At 38.9% G+C, this 18,274-nt stretch carries 18 protein-coding genes; 14 read left to right on the top strand and 4 right to left on the bottom strand.

The features are described 5' to 3' along the window. Positions 1-29 precede the first annotated feature (29 nt). Both H0R92_RS01590 and H0R92_RS01595 read left to right on the top strand, forming a co-directional pair. Positions 30-941, top strand: a complete 912-nt coding sequence (locus H0R92_RS01590) for a carbohydrate ABC transporter permease (RefSeq protein ID WP_432960497.1) — start codon at positions 30-32, stop codon at positions 939-941. Then, a complete protein-coding gene (locus tag H0R92_RS01595; RefSeq protein ID WP_432960499.1) occupies positions 941-1,795 on the top strand; it encodes a carbohydrate ABC transporter permease in 855 nt (284 codons plus the stop codon). The genes H0R92_RS01590 and H0R92_RS01595 overlap by 1 nt, the downstream gene beginning before the upstream one ends. A gap of 48 nt (positions 1,796-1,843) precedes the next feature. Here the strand turns inward: H0R92_RS01595 and H0R92_RS01600 are convergent, their stop codons facing one another. The 3 genes from H0R92_RS01600 to uvrA are packed head-to-tail and all read right to left on the bottom strand — an operon-like array spanning position 1,844 to position 8,730. After that, on the bottom strand, positions 1,844-2,419 hold the full coding sequence (locus H0R92_RS01600) for a nitroreductase family protein (RefSeq protein ID WP_432960500.1): 576 nt from the start codon (positions 2,417-2,419) through the stop codon (positions 1,844-1,846). Positions 2,420-2,465: 46 nt separating this feature from the next. Beyond that, positions 2,466-5,834, bottom strand: a complete 3,369-nt coding sequence (locus tag H0R92_RS01605) for a hypothetical protein (RefSeq protein ID WP_432960502.1) — start codon at positions 5,832-5,834, stop codon at positions 2,466-2,468. Continuing rightward, on the bottom strand, positions 5,785-8,730 hold the full coding sequence (gene uvrA / locus H0R92_RS01610) for an excinuclease ABC subunit UvrA (protein ID WP_432960504.1): 2,946 nt from the start codon (positions 8,728-8,730) through the stop codon (positions 5,785-5,787). Before uvrA ends, H0R92_RS01605 begins: the two co-directional genes overlap by 50 nt. Before the next feature lie 196 nt (positions 8,731-8,926). Here uvrA and H0R92_RS01615 point away from each other — a divergent pair, with 196 nt between their 5' ends. The 12 genes from H0R92_RS01615 (at position 8,927) to H0R92_RS01670 (ending at position 15,957) form a co-directional block, all read left to right on the top strand. After that, on the top strand, positions 8,927-9,091 hold the full coding sequence (locus tag H0R92_RS01615; RefSeq protein WP_432960506.1) for a hypothetical protein: 165 nt from the start codon (positions 8,927-8,929) through the stop codon (positions 9,089-9,091). A gap of 119 nt (positions 9,092-9,210) precedes the next feature. Beyond that, positions 9,211-9,435, top strand: coding sequence for a hypothetical protein (locus H0R92_RS01620; protein WP_432960508.1), 225 nt, complete (start codon positions 9,211-9,213; stop codon positions 9,433-9,435). Beyond that, entirely contained in the window at positions 9,398-9,850 is a 453-nt protein-coding gene (locus H0R92_RS01625; RefSeq protein WP_432960510.1) for a PIN domain-containing protein, read from the top strand. The genes H0R92_RS01620 and H0R92_RS01625 overlap by 38 nt, the downstream gene beginning before the upstream one ends. Before the next feature lie 356 nt (positions 9,851-10,206). Further along, positions 10,207-10,851 carry a hypothetical protein gene (locus H0R92_RS01630; protein WP_432960512.1) on the top strand — a complete coding sequence of 215 codons (645 nt, stop codon included), beginning with the start codon at positions 10,207-10,209 and terminating at the stop codon, positions 10,849-10,851. Between the two features lie 193 nt (positions 10,852-11,044). Beyond that, entirely contained in the window at positions 11,045-12,076 is a 1,032-nt protein-coding gene (locus tag H0R92_RS01635; RefSeq protein ID WP_432960514.1) for a DUF4917 family protein, read from the top strand. 280 nt (positions 12,077-12,356) lie between these two features. Next, positions 12,357-12,641, top strand: coding sequence for a type II toxin-antitoxin system Phd/YefM family antitoxin (locus H0R92_RS01640; protein WP_432960516.1), 285 nt, complete (start codon positions 12,357-12,359; stop codon positions 12,639-12,641). Then, positions 12,631-12,972, top strand: a complete 342-nt coding sequence (locus H0R92_RS01645) for a type II toxin-antitoxin system RelE/ParE family toxin (protein ID WP_432960518.1) — start codon at positions 12,631-12,633, stop codon at positions 12,970-12,972. The genes H0R92_RS01640 and H0R92_RS01645 overlap by 11 nt, the downstream gene beginning before the upstream one ends. A gap of 144 nt (positions 12,973-13,116) precedes the next feature. Next, positions 13,117-13,332, top strand: coding sequence for a hypothetical protein (locus H0R92_RS01650; RefSeq protein ID WP_428768496.1), 216 nt, complete (start codon positions 13,117-13,119; stop codon positions 13,330-13,332). 270 nt (positions 13,333-13,602) lie between these two features. Beyond that, a complete protein-coding gene (locus H0R92_RS01655; protein WP_428768498.1) occupies positions 13,603-13,851 on the top strand; it encodes an AbrB/MazE/SpoVT family DNA-binding domain-containing protein in 249 nt (82 codons plus the stop codon). After that, complete coding sequence (locus tag H0R92_RS01660; protein ID WP_428768500.1) at positions 13,848-14,258, top strand: putative toxin-antitoxin system toxin component, PIN family; 411 nt, start codon at positions 13,848-13,850, stop codon at positions 14,256-14,258. The genes H0R92_RS01655 and H0R92_RS01660 overlap by 4 nt, the downstream gene beginning before the upstream one ends. Positions 14,259-14,304: 46 nt before the next feature. Beyond that, positions 14,305-14,859 carry a hypothetical protein gene (locus tag H0R92_RS01665; protein WP_432960521.1) on the top strand — a complete coding sequence of 185 codons (555 nt, stop codon included), beginning with the start codon at positions 14,305-14,307 and terminating at the stop codon, positions 14,857-14,859. Between the two features lie 246 nt (positions 14,860-15,105). Then, positions 15,106-15,957 carry a hypothetical protein gene (locus H0R92_RS01670; RefSeq protein WP_432960523.1) on the top strand — a complete coding sequence of 284 codons (852 nt, stop codon included), beginning with the start codon at positions 15,106-15,108 and terminating at the stop codon, positions 15,955-15,957. A 218-nt stretch (positions 15,958-16,175) separates the two neighbouring features. Here the strand turns inward: H0R92_RS01670 and H0R92_RS01675 are convergent, their stop codons facing one another. Continuing rightward, entirely contained in the window at positions 16,176-17,588 is a 1,413-nt protein-coding gene (locus H0R92_RS01675; protein ID WP_432960525.1) for a flavocytochrome c, read from the bottom strand. Positions 17,589-18,274 lie beyond the last annotated feature (686 nt).

Consider the following 18,274-nt stretch of genomic DNA (forward strand, 5'->3'; position numbering starts at 1 on the left):
ATTTATTTACAGCACGAAAAAAATGCTATATGAAACACACGCATACGACTCTTTTAAATTTTGAAAAACAGCGAACAAAAACCGGATTTTTATTTTTGCTTCCGACACTGCTTCTTTGTACGATTTTTATCGTAATTCCTTTGATTGACTTAATTTACTATAGTTTTCACGAATGGAACGGAATATCCAGCACGATGAAATTTGTCGGATTACAAAATTATGTAAAACTGCCGTCAACCGAAGGTTTTGCTACTATGTTTGTATGGACGGTTGTATACGCAATCGGAGTTACCGTATTCACCGTAACGCTTTCTTTTTTTGTTGCCCTCGCCCTTGACCGTAAAGGGAAGTTTGTAATAAACAGACCCTTTTTACGATCCCTGTGGTTTTTGCCCTGCTTATTGAGTCCTACCATAGTCGGTATATTATGGAATATTATGTACAACTATAACAGCGGCATTATTAATACGGTTTTAAAATATTTAAACTTAAAGCCGATAAATTGGCTTGAAACTTACGGTGTAACGAATATCGCAATAATTATAGCCAGTGTTTGGGCGCTTATGGGACTGTGTATCGTTATATTTTTAGCCGGTCTTCAAAGCATTCCCTCTGAATTATTCGAAGCGGCACATATAGACGGAGCTACAAAAAGGCACAGATTATTTTACATCATTATTCCGATGATGGCGCCTTCCATAACCGTAAACGTTTTAACGACAAGTATTACGGCATTTAAAATGTACGAACTGCCTTTAATTATTTCTCAAGGTTTGCCGGGTTTTTCCACACGATTATTAACTCAGAGAATATATTTTTTCGGTTTTTTTGCCAGAGAATACGGTATCGGATCCGCAATGTCCGTAATGCTGGTAGTCATTATAACCTTTATATCTCTAATAGAGTTTTTTTACTTACGAAAACGAGAGGAAACGTTTTGATGAACAGCCGTACAATCTCCGTAAAAATAAAAAAAACACTGCCGCTTTTTCTCGGTGAATTGTTTTTTGTTATCGCTACGATACTGATTTTAATTCCCATTTATTATTTTTTTATCGGAGCGTTTAAACAAAGATTGGATATTGTAAAATTTCCGTTAAAAATCAACGCAGCTATGTTTACTTTAAAGAATTTTGCTTACGCCTTGGATAAAATGAAATACCTATCGGCTTTAAAAAACACATCTGCGATATTCATCATATCACAAACGCTGATAGTACTGTTCGGCTCTATGGCCGGTTTTGCAATTGCAAGAATCCCAAGAAAGTTATTTTCGGCCGTTTACGTAGCCCTTCTTGCATTAATGGTCGTCCCCTTTATCGGATGTATAATCCCGTTGGTCGTACAATCCGTCAAACTGAAAATTTATAACACATTATGGGCCTGTATACTTGTCCAAACCGCATGGAATTTGCCTTTTGCGATATTTTTGTATACCGGTTTTATGAGGGGACTGCCGCTTGACCTCGAATATGCAGCTTATATAGACGGATGCTCTACATTAAAATTATATTATAACATATTTCTTCCCCTGCTTTCGCCGGTAACCGCTGCCTGTCTTATCCGCTGCGGAATAGGAATATGGAACGATTATGTGTTAAGCAATTCCGTATTAAACAGTGCGAGATCCCCCACGTTGATGGTGGGAATAAAACTGTTTTTCGGAGCGCGCATAACCGAATACGGCTATGCATTTGCGGGAATTATCTTTACCTGCCTTCCGATAATAATTGCCTTTATCGCATTGCAAAAGAATTTTATCAAGGGCTTAACGGCCGGTTCCATGAAGGGATGAAAACGGCTGCATCGGCCGACTTAATGCCCCTCCAAACCGGCACTTACTTTAATCGCTCCACCGTTCATAATGAATTTTGGAGCTTTCAAAGCGTTCAAAACTGCGGCCGGCTTCATCGGGGAATCCCAGAGGAATGAGGCTCATCGCCGATACGGACTCAGGCAGCCCGAGAAGGTTGTGTAAAAAATCGTGCCAGGGGCAGGTTTTTCCGGCACCGCACCATACCGCCCCCAATCCCAAAGCATGGGCGGCCAAAAGAATATTTTGCGTCACAGCCGCACAGTCTTCTATCAGACGGACGTTATCTTTTTGTATCTCCGTATCGCCGCACACGACAATACACACATCGCAAAAAGCCGCCATTTTTGCATAAGTGCTTTTATCGGCAATTGTTTTAAGTTTTTCTTTATCTTTAATGACAACAAAGGAATAAGGGCGCAGATTGTGTGCCGAAGGAGCGCACATACCCGTATACAAAAGCGTTTGAATATATGCATCGGGTATGCACTGTTCCGTATAGCGGCGGATACTTTTTCTTGTCATAATTGCGGACAAGGCATCTTTTCCGCAATCGCATTCAATGCCCTCGGGCACCCTTAAAGTTATATTATCTTTTTTTTGCATTATGCTTCCTCCTTGCATTTTTTTTCAGCCGGCACACAGGCCGCCGTTATTTTACCGGATTTAATATAAAATCGCCGTATTCGTCGCGTATTACCGTTTTTACACCCTGCATGGGCTTCCATTGTACCGAAAAAGTAAAATACGGTTTATAGTCGTATCTTTTTTTGCCTCCCGCTTCTAAAATGCGCGGTTCGACTTTAAATTCGGAATAAAGCATCCAATCGTGCAAATCGTGTTCCAGTTTTATGTTTATGTGTTTAAGTTTAAATCCTGAAGAAGAACGCTTTTGTTCATCCCAAAAGGCAAAAGAATTAAGTAAATCCAGTAAAATATTGCGCTCACCGGGAATGGCCGGCTGAAAGCCTATCGCCTTTTGCATATAACGCAGCAATTCTTTATTGCGGCTTTCCGTACTAAAGGTAAGATTAAAGAACTTATTTATTTTAAACGTAAGCGAAGGCGTAAAGGTAAAATAACTGTCGGTGGGTTTTACGATATTCCACGCACATACGGCTGAAAACGCCGGCTTTAGGCTGATTGTCTTTGCTTTGTTTTCGAATTCTGCATTCGATACGTTTGATTGAAAACTTAACATATACGGTAAGAATTTTTTATTCTGTGAAGCTGTCCAGCCGCTGGTCGGATCCAAAGAATAAGAATAACCGTAAAGCATTTCATACGACAAACGCATACTGCGCCATGAAATTCCTGCATTAAAACGTTCCGGATGTTTTTCTTTTATATTATATTCGAATCTTTGAATAAAATCCAATTTATTTTTATTATTCGTACCGTCACGCTTTTGTTTAAAAAATGTCCATGATGAAGTTTGCACAAACGGCAAAAAATACCATTGCGTCCTTCCAAACGATTCGTCTTTTTTATAGCCGGTTTCCAAGGACGCTTTGCCGGCAGGAAAAATAAATTCCGCTTTTCCCGTGTACGCATCCGCTAAGGGCGGCAGATTCGCTTGAAAGCTTAAAATTTGCGAAAAAGACGATTCTCTTGTAATAAGAGTAAAATTCAAATTATGATTTGTAATACTGTGTCTGTCCCACTTAAGCCCCGTATACGCCCACGCCGGTTTTTCGATTGTACCGGTAAAAGTACTGTATAAAAGTTTTGTACCCGTATTCCAGCTGACAGAGGAATCTTTAACGACAGGATAAAAAATAAGCGGCTTAACCGTTACGCTGTTTGTATTTGTAATATTGATTTTTCGTGCCGAATAATCGCTTAGAATAATTCTGTTGCGTTCCGCTTGTGCATAAAAATCCGAAATAATAGGATGTGCTTGATAGCGCGATTGCAAAGCAACCGTATTCGATACCGAAAGTAAACTGTCATACCATGTAAGCCTGCTGTTAATGTCCAAAGGTACATTTAAAGCTATTTCGGACGTCTTCGGACTTTGTAGAAAAAATTCAGGATAAGAATAAGTTTCGCCGCCGACCGTCACTTTTTTCGGACTGTATGTAAGAAGAGAAGAAAAATCGGGACGGAAGGTATAAGAAAGCTTGTACGATAATACATCTTTTTTTGCTCCGGAGGGCTTTGAAATACTTATATCCGGCAGGGTTTGAAAACCGAATAAATCTTCCGACTTTGCTTCACTGTCTTTTGTATCGACTTCACGCACTTCGGTATCGGTATCGTTTTGGGTATCCGAACTGTCGGACAGAATTTCCGGCATCCGCATACGATTTTGAATGTTTTTTATCCGCTCGTTATTTTCATCTTTTTCCCGGCTTTGGGTACGGGAAGAGCCTGCGTCGCTTTTTTTCGGCGGCCATGTAAAAAGAGTGCCCGATGCACCTACCGAAAAAGCAAGGGGTTTTATTTGAACCGGATAAAAAAAATCTCTGTTAGGACTGTTGATATACCAGTCGTCATAGTTGTTGAATTCTTCTTTGGGAGTTTTTTGCTGAGAAAAAAGTACCGATGAACCGAAAGAAGAAAGCGAAAAGCTTTCCACCCAAGGGCGCAGCAATACAACGGAAGGCACATATGAACCTGAAACATTCCATGTATAAGAAGAAATCGACGATGATGAAGAAGCAGGGGATGAAGCGGAAACATCGCTTGTTTTTCCCGCACCCGAAAACGCACCTTGTAAAAAAAAGTCGATCCAATCCATACTTTCTTTTCTATCCGAAAAATCCCGTGCAAATTTGGGGTCGGAAAAAGAGGGTAAATCCATCGACATAGAAAAATTATTTTTTTGTATGGAGGTTTTAAAAGATACCGCATATCGGAAGGGAAGTTTTAAACCGAAAAAAAAGCCGAAATCGTTATGCCGCTGTTTTTCTTTACTGTAAGAAACGTATTGCGTATAGCCGGGAACGGGATATATCGTATTTGACAATCCCAGCCGTACATCAAAAGCCAAATTTCTAAAAAAATTGTTCGGCTTAAAATCGCCGGCCAAACCTACCATTCCTCCCAAAGTACTGTAATAATCGGCCATAAATTTAAAAAAATAAGCAGGGGCCGAAGCGTCGGCATCCAAATTGCGCAAAACCAAGCCGCTTAACGTTTGTTCTTTAAGGGAAGAAGATTGCATAAAATTAAAGCCTTTTGCTCCGCCGCTTCCTTCTTTTAATTGTTTACGTCCCATAAAGTATGTAGTGGTTTGCACAAAATAACCTTCGCGCGGCCGGTAGCCGAACGAAGGATTAAAAAACAATTCGTCTTTAGGATAATAAAAAAAGGGAAAGTACATGAGAGGAACCGAGCCCACATATAAAAGCGCATTTGCAAAGGCAAACTCGTTTCCGGGTAAAAGCCAAATACGGCTTGCCTTTATTTTCCAGTGCGGATTTTCACTGTCGCAAAAAGTAAGATCGGCATTTTTAAAGGTAACGACATCGGAACGGTCTTTTGCAAAAACATCCGAAGATACAATCAGTTTTGCCCCCTGAGGAAGCTTTACCGACTCCTGCTGCTGATGTACAACCTTTCCTTCATAAAAAATGCCTTCAAGCGTTACGGTATTGAATAAAACGGATTCCGCTTGCAAAGCTTTTGTTTGTTTTCCGGCTTCGAACTGTTCCATGGTAACATTGCCGGAGGCATACAAAACATTGCGGCTACGATTGTAGGTAATAAGGTCGGCATGAATAATCGTTTTTTTTTCGGCAGCGGCAACGGAAATAATAACATTACCCGAAAAAGAAACGACTTCGGTATTTTGCTTTTCATTTTTTGTATATGAGGTTTTAAGGGCTTGTTCTATGGTTACAATCGAAGGCTCGCGCTTTTGCGGATACTCCGCCTTTTCGGTACCTTTTTCCTGTGCAAAGGAAGCGGTACAAAACAAAAATGCAACGGCAATAACCGCCGAACGAAAGCCCCTCATAGCACCCTTAGCCTCGTCTTTGCGCAGTATGCGCAGTACTCTTTTTTTTGCGCTCAAGCATTTCTTTTATATAGTATCCGGTGTAGGATTTTTCGCACAAGGCAACTTCTTCGGGCCTTCCCGTTACCAAAACCCGGCCACCGCCCTCGCCTCCTTCCGGCCCCAAGTCGATAATATTGTCGGCTTGTAAAATCACGTCCAAATTGTGTTCAATCATCACCACGGTGTTGCCCTGATTGACAAGCAAGTGAATAACTTCCATCAGCTGTTTTACGTCGGCAAAGTGAAGCCCGGTTGTCGGCTCGTCGAGTATGTACAGGGTTTTTCCGGTTGACGGACGGGAAAGCTCGTTGGCAAGTTTTACGCGCTGGGCTTCTCCTCCGCTGAGGGTAAGGGCGGACTGTCCCAGTTTTATATAGCCCAAGCCGACGCTCAAAAGGGTTTGCATTTTGCGCGCGACGTGGGGAATGTGGGCAAAAAAATCGGCGGCTTCTTCGATGGTCATATCCAAAACGTCGGCTATATTTTTACCCTTGTAGCGCACTTCAAGCGTTTCTTTATTAAAGCGCTTTCCGCCGCACACATCGCAGGTGATATAAACGTCGGATAAAAAGTTCATCTCTATTGTAATCGTTCCGGCACCCTGACAGTTTTCGCAGCGGCCGCCCTTGACGTTAAAACTGAAGCGGCCGGGCTTATAGCCCTTTGCCTTTGCTTCGGGAAGGGATGCGTATAAATCGCGTATGCCGTTAAACACGCCGACATAGGTTGCAGGGTTTGAACGCGGCGTGCGTCCTATGGGGCTTTGGTCTATGTGAATCACTTTATCGATGTGCTTTAAGCCGTCCACCGATTTATATGCGCCTACGGAAAGGGAGGTGCGCATAAGCTTATTCGACAAAAGAGGAAAAAGCACATCGCTTATCAGGGTAGATTTTCCGGAACCGGAAACGCCCGTAATGCAGGTAAACATTCCCAAAGGGATTTCTATTGAAATATTTTTTAAGTTGTGCTCGCTTACCCCTTCAAGCTTAAGAATATGCGAATTGCCTTCCCTGCGCTTTTCGGGGATATCCATTGTAAGCGTTCCGGCCAAATACTGCCCGGTGAGGCTTTTTTTACACAGGGCGACTTTTTCGGGCGGCCCCTCTGCGGTGACATAGCCCCCGTGCACACCGGCTCCCGGCCCCAAATCGATAATCCAATCGGCGGTGCGCAGGGTTTGTTCGTCATGCTCGACGACAATCAGCGTATTGCCCAAGTCGCGAAGATAAACGAGGGTGTCGATAAGTTTTTGGTTATCGCGCTGGTGAAGCCCGATTGAAGGCTCGTCCAAAATATATAAAACGCCTACCAAACTCGAACCGATTTGCGTTGCAAGCCGTATGCGTTGGGCTTCGCCTCCGCTTAAGGTCGCCGCTTGACGGTCGAGGGTTAAATAGTCGAGGCCGACGTTTTTTAAAAAGGTAAGGCGGTTTTTAATTTCCTTTTCTATCTGAGAAGCGATAAACTTTTCGGTTTCGCTAAGCTTTAAGGCATTAAAAAATTTTAAAGAATCGCCGACGGAAAGCAAACAAAGCTCGTGTATGTTTTTGCCGCCGACGGTTACCGCAAGGGCTTCGGGTTTCAGCCTTCTTCCCTTACAGCTTTGACACTCGCGGTGAGCCATCAGTTTTTCCAAGCTCGCCCGCTGCGCTTCCGAATAGGATTCGCGGTAACGGCGGCGTAAATCGGCATAGAGGCCCTGCCACCTTTGGTCGTAAGAGGAATAGCCCGAACCGTCCTGTTTTTCGTAGACAAACTGAATCGAATCCTTTGAGCCGTTGAATAAAATATCCCACTGTTTTTTCGTTAAGCTTTCCAAGGGCGCATCAAGTGAAAAACCGGCATAGGCGGCCAGGGCTTCAAAGCGGGTGCGGTTCCATGCCGAATCGGGATTATAGCACATAATGCCGCCCTCGTTAAAAGAGCGCGACTTATCGGGAATAATCAAGTCCGCATCGAATTCCATCTTTTCGCCCAAGCCCGTACATTCGGGGCAGGCGCCGAAGGGATTGTTAAACGAAAAAAGGCGCGGCTGCATTTCGGGGAAGGACACGGCACAGTCGGGACAAGCGTTTTTTTGCGAAAAAAAGTGTTCGGTTTCGGTGTTAGGCGCCGCACTTCCCTCCCCTGCCGCCGATTTTTCAGCGGCATCGGACGACTTTTCAGCGGCGGCTGCGGTTTTAGGCACTTGGCGCGTAACGATTAAAATACCGTTTGCGCTCGTAAGGGCGGTTTCAACCGAATCGGCTAAGCGGCGGCGCACATCCGGCCCGAGTATAATGCGGTCTACAACCAGTTCTATCGTATGTTTTTTTTGTTTATCAAGCTTTATCGGATCATCGAGGCTGCACATAATGCCGTCGATACGGGCGCGAACAAAACCGGCGGCCTTTGCATCGTCGATGATTTTTTGATGCTCGCCTTTTTTACCGCGCACAACGGGAGCCAAAATCTGAATACGGGTTCCCTCCCCCCAGCCGGTAATCGCATCTATAATTTGGTCTACGGACTGCTCGCGTATTTCGCGCCCGCACAGCGGACAGTGGGGTACGCCTATGCGCGCAAAAAGGAGGCGGTAATAGTCGTAAATTTCGGTTACCGTTCCGACGGTGGAACGCGGGTTTCGGTGGGTGGTTTTTTGTTCGATCGAAATGGCAGGCGACAGCCCTTCTATATAGTCGATATCGGGCTTGTCCATGCGTCCCAAAAACTGGCGCGCATAAGCCGAAAGACTTTCCACATAGCGCCTCTGCCCTTCGGCAAAGATGGTGTCGAAGGCTAAAGAGCTTTTTCCCGAACCCGACAAGCCGGAAATAACAACCAGCTTATCGCGCGGAAGCTCGACATCTATATTTTTTAAGTTGTGCTCGCGCGCACCTTTTACAATCAATGTATTGCTTGCAGACATACATTCAGTATAGCTCAAAAAAGGCTCAAATTCAATCGGGGCAGTCTTAAAAATCGGCAATTCAATATAATCAGCATAGGCGGAAATCGGCAAAAAAGCGGTCTTGAATTTCAGGTTGCCGATTACGGTTTTCATGATATAATGAGGAAGGGGGTTGAACAATGTTATGTGTACGGTCGAAAAGCCGGAGGGGGTAATGATGGAAATAGATAATATCTTTTGTGCAAAAAAAATGATTTTTGAAATGGTATCACGTATACTAGATGCTAATTTACCATCATATGGGCTACGGGCATTTGTTCCCGGATATGATAATCTTCCAAAAAATGAACAAAGAACTTTCATTATTGCTGAATTATGAAAAAATTTTAAATTTTGGTAATAGATGGTTAAAAGTATTAAAAGCATAGTTTTTAAAAAAGCTATTTTCTCTTGACTTTATAAATGTGCGCACTTATACTGTGTGTATAAGGAGCATTTATGAAAAATATAACGCTGTCAATTGATGAAACTGTTTTACAGGCGGGGCGGGAATATGCGAGAAAGCATAATATCTCCTTTAATTTTCTTGTAAGAAAACTTATTGAACAAACGGTTGTGACCGACAAAGATTACTGGCTTCATGATACTTTTTCACTTATGGATACATTAAATGTAACCTCAGGCGATGAAAAATGGACAAGGGAAGAATTATATCGTGTCTAAAATATTTATTGATACAAATATACTTGTTTATACACTTGACTCAAAAGATTCATATAAGCAGGCTCAAGCTCGGAAAATAATAGAGAAAATTGTAGATTTACATCAGCCGGTAATATCAACACAAGTACTAAAAGAATTCTATGTAGCTGCAACAACAAAATTGAAAGCAGATCGAATAATTGTTAAAAATATTATACATAATTTTTGCAATATTGAAATTGTTCAAAATGATTTAGAGTTGATAGAACAGGCAATAGATATTAGTATAATTTTGCAATTATCATTTTGGGATTCATTGATAGTAGCTGCTGCTGAGAAAGCAAAATGTAAGTTTATTATTTCTGAAGATTTAAATCCGGAACAGACATATCGTGGCGTAATGGTAATAAATCCATTTAAAGAAGAGGCTTTCTAACCCCCGCTTTCACATATAGACAGCAGAAAAGCTGCAAATATTATATTGAGAAGATTAGTAATAACATTAAGACAAATTTCGATAAAAAGCTCAAATTCAATCGGGGCAGCCTTAAAACTCGGCAATTCAATATAATCAGCATAGGCGGAAATCGGCAAAAAGCGGTCTTGAATTTTAGTCCGTCTAATGAAGATAGCCTAATCTGCCTGTTGTTGTTCTACCTACTATATATTATGGTAGAAAGGTTTGCTATTTTGTTTTAAAGCAGTTTAGATTGAAAATTGCCGTTCTCCGTGATATAGTGAGGAAGGGTCGAAAGGGTGTTAGACCGATGCCTTACGGCACGGAGGAAATAAATGACAGATGAAAATTGGTATCGAAATGAAATATGGAATGATGAAGTAGAAAAATGTTTTATGGATAAACTCAATAAAGCACGTTCTCAAAAAACACAATACATAAAAATTCAGGCATTCTATCTTCTGGCTAAATATCCATCTATAACATTAAAACTCATAAAATATTCGCGTAATATAAAAATAGATGAATTTTGGGAGCAAGAGTATTGTTTGTATGAAAGCAAAGCTTTTTACGCTCTAAAAGAATACTCTTTAGCATTAGAAAAAGCATTTGAATCAATCGAATGGAGAAGAAAGAAGCCATGTGTACAGACTGAAAATATTTATTGGCTAGCTGAATTAGTATTAAGAACTAAACAAAAAAATGAATACCAAAAAAGCATCGATATTATGAAAAAAATGCATAAAGAAACACCTTTTCCAATAGATGAATACAGGTATCATGGATTTAATGCATTATTGTTAAATGAACTGGGATACAAGAATGATGCAATCTCTGAATCTCGTATTGCAGTTGAGTGGGCAAATCGAGATAAAAATTTATTAGACAATGTGCAAAAACAAAAATACGGATTGGTTAAAAGTAAATTAAATTGGCCATATATGAAATTGCGGAAATTATCAAAAATGGAATTCGTCTAACACTCGCTTCAAAGCTGACATTTGTTTTGTCACGAAAGTTGCTGGAATCGGTCGCTGCTGGCAGCTCCCTCATTTATGCAACTTTCGCGCCAACTTTGCCTTAACTCTTCGCTTCAGGCAAAGACACAAATGCAGGTTAAGCGAGAAGTTAGAAGGATGCCGCAGATGCGGCGCATAATAAAAGGAGATAGAAATGGAGTTACAAACTTACCAACAAGCCCTTGAGCACTTGAAAAAAGCAAAAAGAGAGAAGCACTTGCTTATGGGAAATGGATTTAGCATTGCATATGATCCAAAAATATTTTCCTATAATGCATTGAGTGATTTTATTAAGAAAAGCAATGATCCTTTGCTTATAAAGCTTTTTGAGATTGTTAATACAAGCAATTTTGAACAAATTATGCAACAGCTTAATATGAGTAAAAAAATAATTTCAGTGTTTGATTCTAAATCTCAAGGTTTACAAAGAATAGATAAATCTATTAACTTATTAAAAGAATCGTTAATTTCCGCTGTTAAAGAACTTCATCCTGAATATGTATTTTCTATTCCAGAAGATAAAAGTACTGCATGTGCAAAATTTCTTAGTGATTATTTGGGGACTAATGAAAGTATTTTTACAACTAACTATGATATACTTCTTTACTGGGTATTGATGCGTAATGATATTCAAAATTGTATTGATGGTTTTGGTCGTGATCTTGAAAATGATGATGACGAGTATATACCTGAGGACGATCGTGAATATTCAGAACTCCGTTGGGGGAAACATAAAGATATTCAAAATATATTTTACCTACATGGAGCTTTACCAATTTTTGATACTGGAATTGATATTATCAAGGAGGAATATGATGGGAAATACATTCTTGATAAAATAAAGGAGAGAATAGAAAAAGGAAATTATCCAATATTTGTTACAGCCGGTAACGGTGACGAAAAATTAAACCATATACTGCATAATCACTATTTGTCATTCTGTTATGATAAATTATCTACTATCAAAGGTTCACTTGTAACATTTGGTTTCAATTTTGGCGAATATGATGAACACATCATTAGAGCTATAAATCTTGCAGCAAAACAAGATAAAAAAAATTGTTTAAGAAGTGTTTATATTGGTGTTTATTCTGATGATGATAGAAAACATATTGAACAAATTGAGCATAAATTCAAATGTAAGGTTAATATTTTTGATACGAAAACTGCAAATATATGGAATTAAAAAACCTTCTAACACTCGCTTCAAAGCTGACATTGCGGAGGAGCCGCAAATGCAGGTCAAGCGAATGTTAGGTTGAAGCGGATGTTATACGGATGCTGTGCGTTTGTTTAATGGGAGGCGGAACATCCGTCTGTCGTCCGGCACAAAGCGGCACATACTTTTTCTTATGTCGTAAAATCGGCTGATAGTAAAACAGGTAATAATACGGTGTGTCAAGTTCAGTAGAAGTCAGTTGCATATTCAGTCTGAATATAGTATTATAAAAAGACAGGAGGCGCGTATGATTCCCAATGTACACGAATGTATAAAACCTATTTCCTACATAAAGGCGAATGCTGCCGATATGATGAATTTTGTAAATGAAAGAAAAGAGCCTCTCATCATAACACAAAACGGAGAATCACGAGCCGTGTTGATTGATGTTGAATCTTATCAGGAAATGAAAAATGCTTTCACTTTTTTAAAGATAATTCAGTTATCCGAAAAAGATATAAAAGCCGGAAATGTTAAGCCCGCTTCAGAAGTTTTTGCAAATTTAAGAGGAAAATATAACCTTGAAAATTAAAGAAATTATTGTTTCCCGGTTTGCAGAAGACGATTTAAATGAAATAGTAGAGTACTATTTTTCGGTGAGCCGAAATTATATTGAAAAAGTAATTTCCGAATTTGAAAAAAATATTATGTCCTTGCAGAAATATCCTAAGAGCGGCAGAATTGTTCCCGAGCTTGAAAAACAAGGTATTTCGCAATATAGGGAATTGATTCAAGGATATTATAGAATTGTATACGAAATTTCAGGAGATAAAGTAGTAATACATACAATTATTGACGGCAGAAGAAATTTTGAAGATATTATAATTTCAAAATTGTCTCGCTATTATGAAAATAACGCCTAACACCCGCTTCAAAGCCGACATTGCGGAGGAGCCGCAAATGCAGGTTAAGCGGAAGTTAGGTTGACAAGCTAACCGCTAATATTATTAAGTGGAATGCAGAAAATGATATTTGAGAAGCTTTGACCAAGATACGAAGATGTTAAAATGAGAAAAGATGTAGATTCATTGGAAAAAATAAGAGAAAATGAAACAAATAATACACGGAAAGCTGTATATCTTGACATTGGAAGCAAAAATCCTTTTAGCGCAAAACAATTTTACAAAAATAGCCGAGCCTCATATAATACCGCTTTTAATAATTTGAGAAGTTATCAAAAATTTTCTCAAGTTATTGATAGATTTATGCGTGCATGCACATAATTTAGCAGATATGAATATTGACTTTTGTATATTGTTAGTAACTAATACATAAAAATAACATAACATATGCAAAAGTCTTTACGATTAATATAAATAATATAAAGCAACAAAATATGCAATGTTACGAAAAATTATAGAGATAACAGATGTAAACTTAAATAGGACTTATGTTTTTCCAATTAAAAAATATAGAAAATATTTAATAAAACTTATTGACAGCAAGTACCTAATTGCGGCATAGTATAAGTAAGGAAAGTAAGGAGGTGTTTTATGGAACTTGCAAAAGTAACTTCAAAAGGTCAGATTACAATTCCGCTTACGATAAGAAATCTGCTTGGATTAAAAACCGGCGATAAAGTTTTTTTTGAAGAAAGTAGAGGAAAAATTTATATTACAAACGCTTCTCAAATAACTTTATCAAATATTCAAGCTCAAATGCAAGGAGAAGCAAAAAAAGCAGACTTTCAAACAGAAGATGATGTTATTAATTATATCAAGGAATTACGGAAAGCACGTTGAGAGTTTTTGTAGATACAAATATCGTTATTTCTGCGATACTTTTTCCTAATGGTAAAACGGCTAGAGTTTTTTCCCATTTGCTTGCAAAGCATACGGTGATAATTTCTTCATACACAAGGGAAGAATGCGAAGAGGTTTTTGAAAAGAAATTTCCGTTGAAAAAAGAACTGTTGAGTGTTTTTTTTGATGGAATTAGTTTTGAAGAATTTAAAAGTCCGCAGGAAATTGATGAAAATCAATATCCAAAAATTCGGGACACAAAAGATTTACCTGTTCTTGCATCTGCAATTTTATCTGATTCCGATATTTTGATTACCGGAGACAAAGATTTTGAAGATATAAAAATTGATAAACCATTAATTTTTACACCGACAAAATATTTTGACTTGATTGAAGAAACAACCTAACACCCGCTTGAAATAAAAATATAAATATTAAGGATAAAATAATTCTATGATTTTAAAGAATTTAATAATTCCGCTTACATTAGCAAATAAAAGAAAACAAAATTCATTAAAAATATCTGATTATCCGGTGTTTTATTATAAAAATAAGAATGCACAGCAAGAAAATATAAAATTTGGCGTACGAATTCTCTTTTGGACCGGAATGGTTGGACACGGTAAAAATTTCAAAGAAGCATTTGTAAAGCTTTGTGAAAATTTCGATTTATACAAAAAAAATAATGAATATGTACCAAAACCATGGGAAAAAAAAGAATTAGAATTTGCATCAGATAAAAAAATTTTGGAAAATGAGAATTTTGCAGTAGAATTTTTTGATAAAATTCTTGGTACGGATTTTTACAAAGGATTTTATTCTGATGAAACATATCTGGAGCACTTTTATTGTGATGTTGATGTTGACAAGCAAAAAAGAATAAAAAAAGGAATCATAGATAAGGTAAAATCATATTATAATATTGATATAAGCAATGTCTATGATTTTGCTTTGCCGGATGTATTTCAATTTATAATAGATAAAAAACCGCCTAGCATAAGTTCATAGCCCATATCCTGTCAAGCCGCTCTGCGGTTTAAAACAATATTATGAGAACGGTGCAGGAAACCTCTAAATCGGAGAAAAGGTGAAAATACAGAGAACTTTAAAACAGACTATTTTTTTTGGAATTGTTCTCGGTTTTAATTGTATAGCTCTCATTCCTTTAGATTACAAATTACTGTTTTTATAATATAATAAAGAAGGGTCGAAGAGATATTAGGTTGACAGAGCTCCGGAGCGCTTGGAGAAAGAATGAAAAAATTATTTTTTATAGTTTCTTTTTTATTATTATCACTCTTCTTTCAAATTTATGCACAAAAATCAATAAAATATTGTGAATTGAGTAAAATAGAAACTATAAAGGATGTGATTATTACAAAACGGGATTTTAATGGACGGCAAGAAAATATAACAATCAAATTAAATGAAAGCCAAAAAAAAGAGTTTTTTGATAGAATTAAAATCTCAAAGCACGAAAAATATATAAAAGTATCGTTAGACTATGAAGTGTCTATTGCCTATGATAACAACGAAACAGAAGTCTTTTTTATGACCGGTAGAGTAATAAAAAAACAGGACGGTAAAACTTTTACACTTGATAATAATATGAATCTTTTTTTAAATTCTTTATTTACAGACGATTATGTTTCAAATAAATATAAAGAAAGACTTATAGAAACCGATAGCCGTCGAATTCAAATTTATCAGCCGAATTATTCAAGAAATAATCTTTTATTTATTGGCAGTTCTGAATCAATAAATTCCTATGCAGCTTGTATTTGTACTTGGAAAGTCGGTCGAGAACTTATTGATGTGCAATATAGTTTTTTCAAAAAAAAATATTTGAAAAATTATATAAAAGAAAAAAGATTAAAAGAGCTTGCAGATATTTATTTAAAAGAAATTCATAAATTATATCCGAAACAAATGATTTTTAAAAATTTCGAAATTCATCCTATAGATGAGAATAATAAGAAGTTTATTATTTATTTTAATTATAAAATAAAATTACATAACAAAGGGTATTTAAATGAAGTTGTGTATATGATGCCGGACGGCACAATTGTTATCAGTGATAACAATTATGAGAATATACAATTTTAGATTCTTTCGGCGCAGATTTCTCCTTAAGTCCCAAATCGGTAATCAAAGCGTTAAAACGCGGCATTCCTAAAAGGGTACAATATATACCGCCGGTTTGTATGTACGCTTTATTTGATTTTGTGCTTGCTTTTGCAAAACGCAGTCCTCATATATCTTCAAGGCGGGCTTCTATATAAAAAAGTACAGCCCGCCTTTTATACGCCTTTACTGCTTACCGATTATTTTTTTTGTGCGTATTCGGCAGCTTTTAAGCCGGCTTGACGGCCGAACACCGTAATATCGGTAACCGCATTGCCGCCCAGCCTGTTTGCACCGTGTACGCCCCCGGTTACTTCACCTGCGGCATACAAGCCCTTAATAACATTTCCCGCCGTATCGATAACTTGAGTGTCGGTATTGATTTTAATACCGCCCATCGTATGATGTACGCCCGGGCCGACCTTTATCGCGTAAAAAGGACCCTTATCCAAAAGGAATTTAAAACCTGCCGTGCGGCCGAACTCGGAATCCTTGGCGTTCTTTGCGCCGGCATTCCACTTTTGTAAAGACGCGGCAAAGGTTTTTGCGTCGACATTGATTTGCGAGGCAAGCGCTTCCGCCGTATCTCCCTTTGCTACAATGCCCTTTTCGATGGTTTTATCCAATGCCGCCATATTTGCACGTATTTCATCGGCAAAAATAAGATATGCGGCTTTTCCGGGCTGTTCGAGAATCTTTGCGGACAATACGTCGCGGGCAAGCATTTCGTTTGTAAAACGTACGCCGTTTTGATTGACAAAAACGGCACCGAGGCCGCGTACGGACTCGGATATAACCTCGGCTGTGGTTTGTTCGACAGTCGGATTTGTTTGAATTTGATCCATATCCACAAGCGCGGCCCCGACTTTTTCGGCCATAATAATACCGTCACCCGTTGCGCCCTTATGATTTGTCGTAATAAAGCCGGCCAAATCCTTTCGATACTTTGTGTACATTGCTTCATTCGCACCGAAACCGCCGGTTGCAATAATAACGCTTTTTGCAAAATAATCGGCTTTTTTGCCGTCGGCACTCAGGGTTTTTACACCGACGGCCGCACCGTTTTTCATAATAATTTCGACAACTTCGGTATTCAATTCTATTTTAATATTATCTTTTTTTGCGCGTTCCGATAGGGTTGCAATCAACATGCCGCCGACATTTTTTCCGCCTTTCGGACGGTGCATACGCGGAGCACTTTGAGCCGCACCCCGTGCCACTTCGGACAGGTCGGCACCCATTTCGCTCAGCCAATCCACGGTAGCCGCCGAATTTTCGGCCAAAAACCGTACCAAATCGGGATTATTTTTATTTTTACCGCCCTTCATCGTATCGGCAATAAAGCTTTCCACATTATCGCTAATATTCGCATTTTTTTGCGGAACGGTATCGGCGGCGTTCATGCCTCCCTTTGAACGAACCGAATTGCCGCCTACAAAGGCCATTTTTTCAAACATAATAACCTTTGCTCCGTGCTCTTTAGCCGAAATTGCAGCGGAAAATCCCGCACCGCCGGCCCCCACAACAATGACATCATACTTTGAACTTGTACCGCTGCAACCGGCAAAAGCAGTTAACAACAGTACCGACATAATTTTTAAACCGTTTTTCACTTTTGAACTCCTAAGTTATAGTAAATTGGATGTTTTTTGATAATAACTTTTCAAAAAAAATTTGTCAATGTGTGGGAAGTACGATAAAAACTGTACATCCCCGACGTTTTAGGCGGTGGTACACCGCCTAAAACTCGTAGCATAAAAACTCACACGGATGTGAGTTTTTATGCCCGCCACGGACGGCGGTAAAGGCTATATATCCAATACTGTCTTTACGTGTGAGCAATTCTTCAGAATTGCGAACCTAAAGCTGATTATCCACGATGTTTTGGACGGTAAAATACCGCACATAAAACATCCTGTTTTATATCCCGTGCATGGATGCACGGGAAAGCCGTTAGTAATCAGTTTTGAGCTATGCTCAAAACTGGAGTTCAAAACCGCACAGGAAGCACGGTTTTATGCCATGTTCCCTCCGGTCCACCCTTCCCCACTCGCTTTCCGGCGCATACACGGATGTATGCTAAAGCAACAAGTAAGGAGTTTTACGCCCCGCGTAAAACTCGCATTAAAAAGAAAACAGGATGTTCCCTCCGGTCCACCCTTCCCCCACTCGCTTTCCGGCGCATACACGGATGTATGCTAAAGCAACAAGTAAGGAGTTTTACGCCCCGCGTAAAACTCGCATTAAAAAGAAAACAGGATGTTTTCTTTTTAAACATTATAACTTGATTTTCCTCATA

Origin of the sequence: Treponema sp. OMZ 840, assembly GCF_050937815.1 — a bacterium.
Lineage (GTDB): Bacteria > Spirochaetota > Spirochaetia > Treponematales > Treponemataceae > Treponema_C.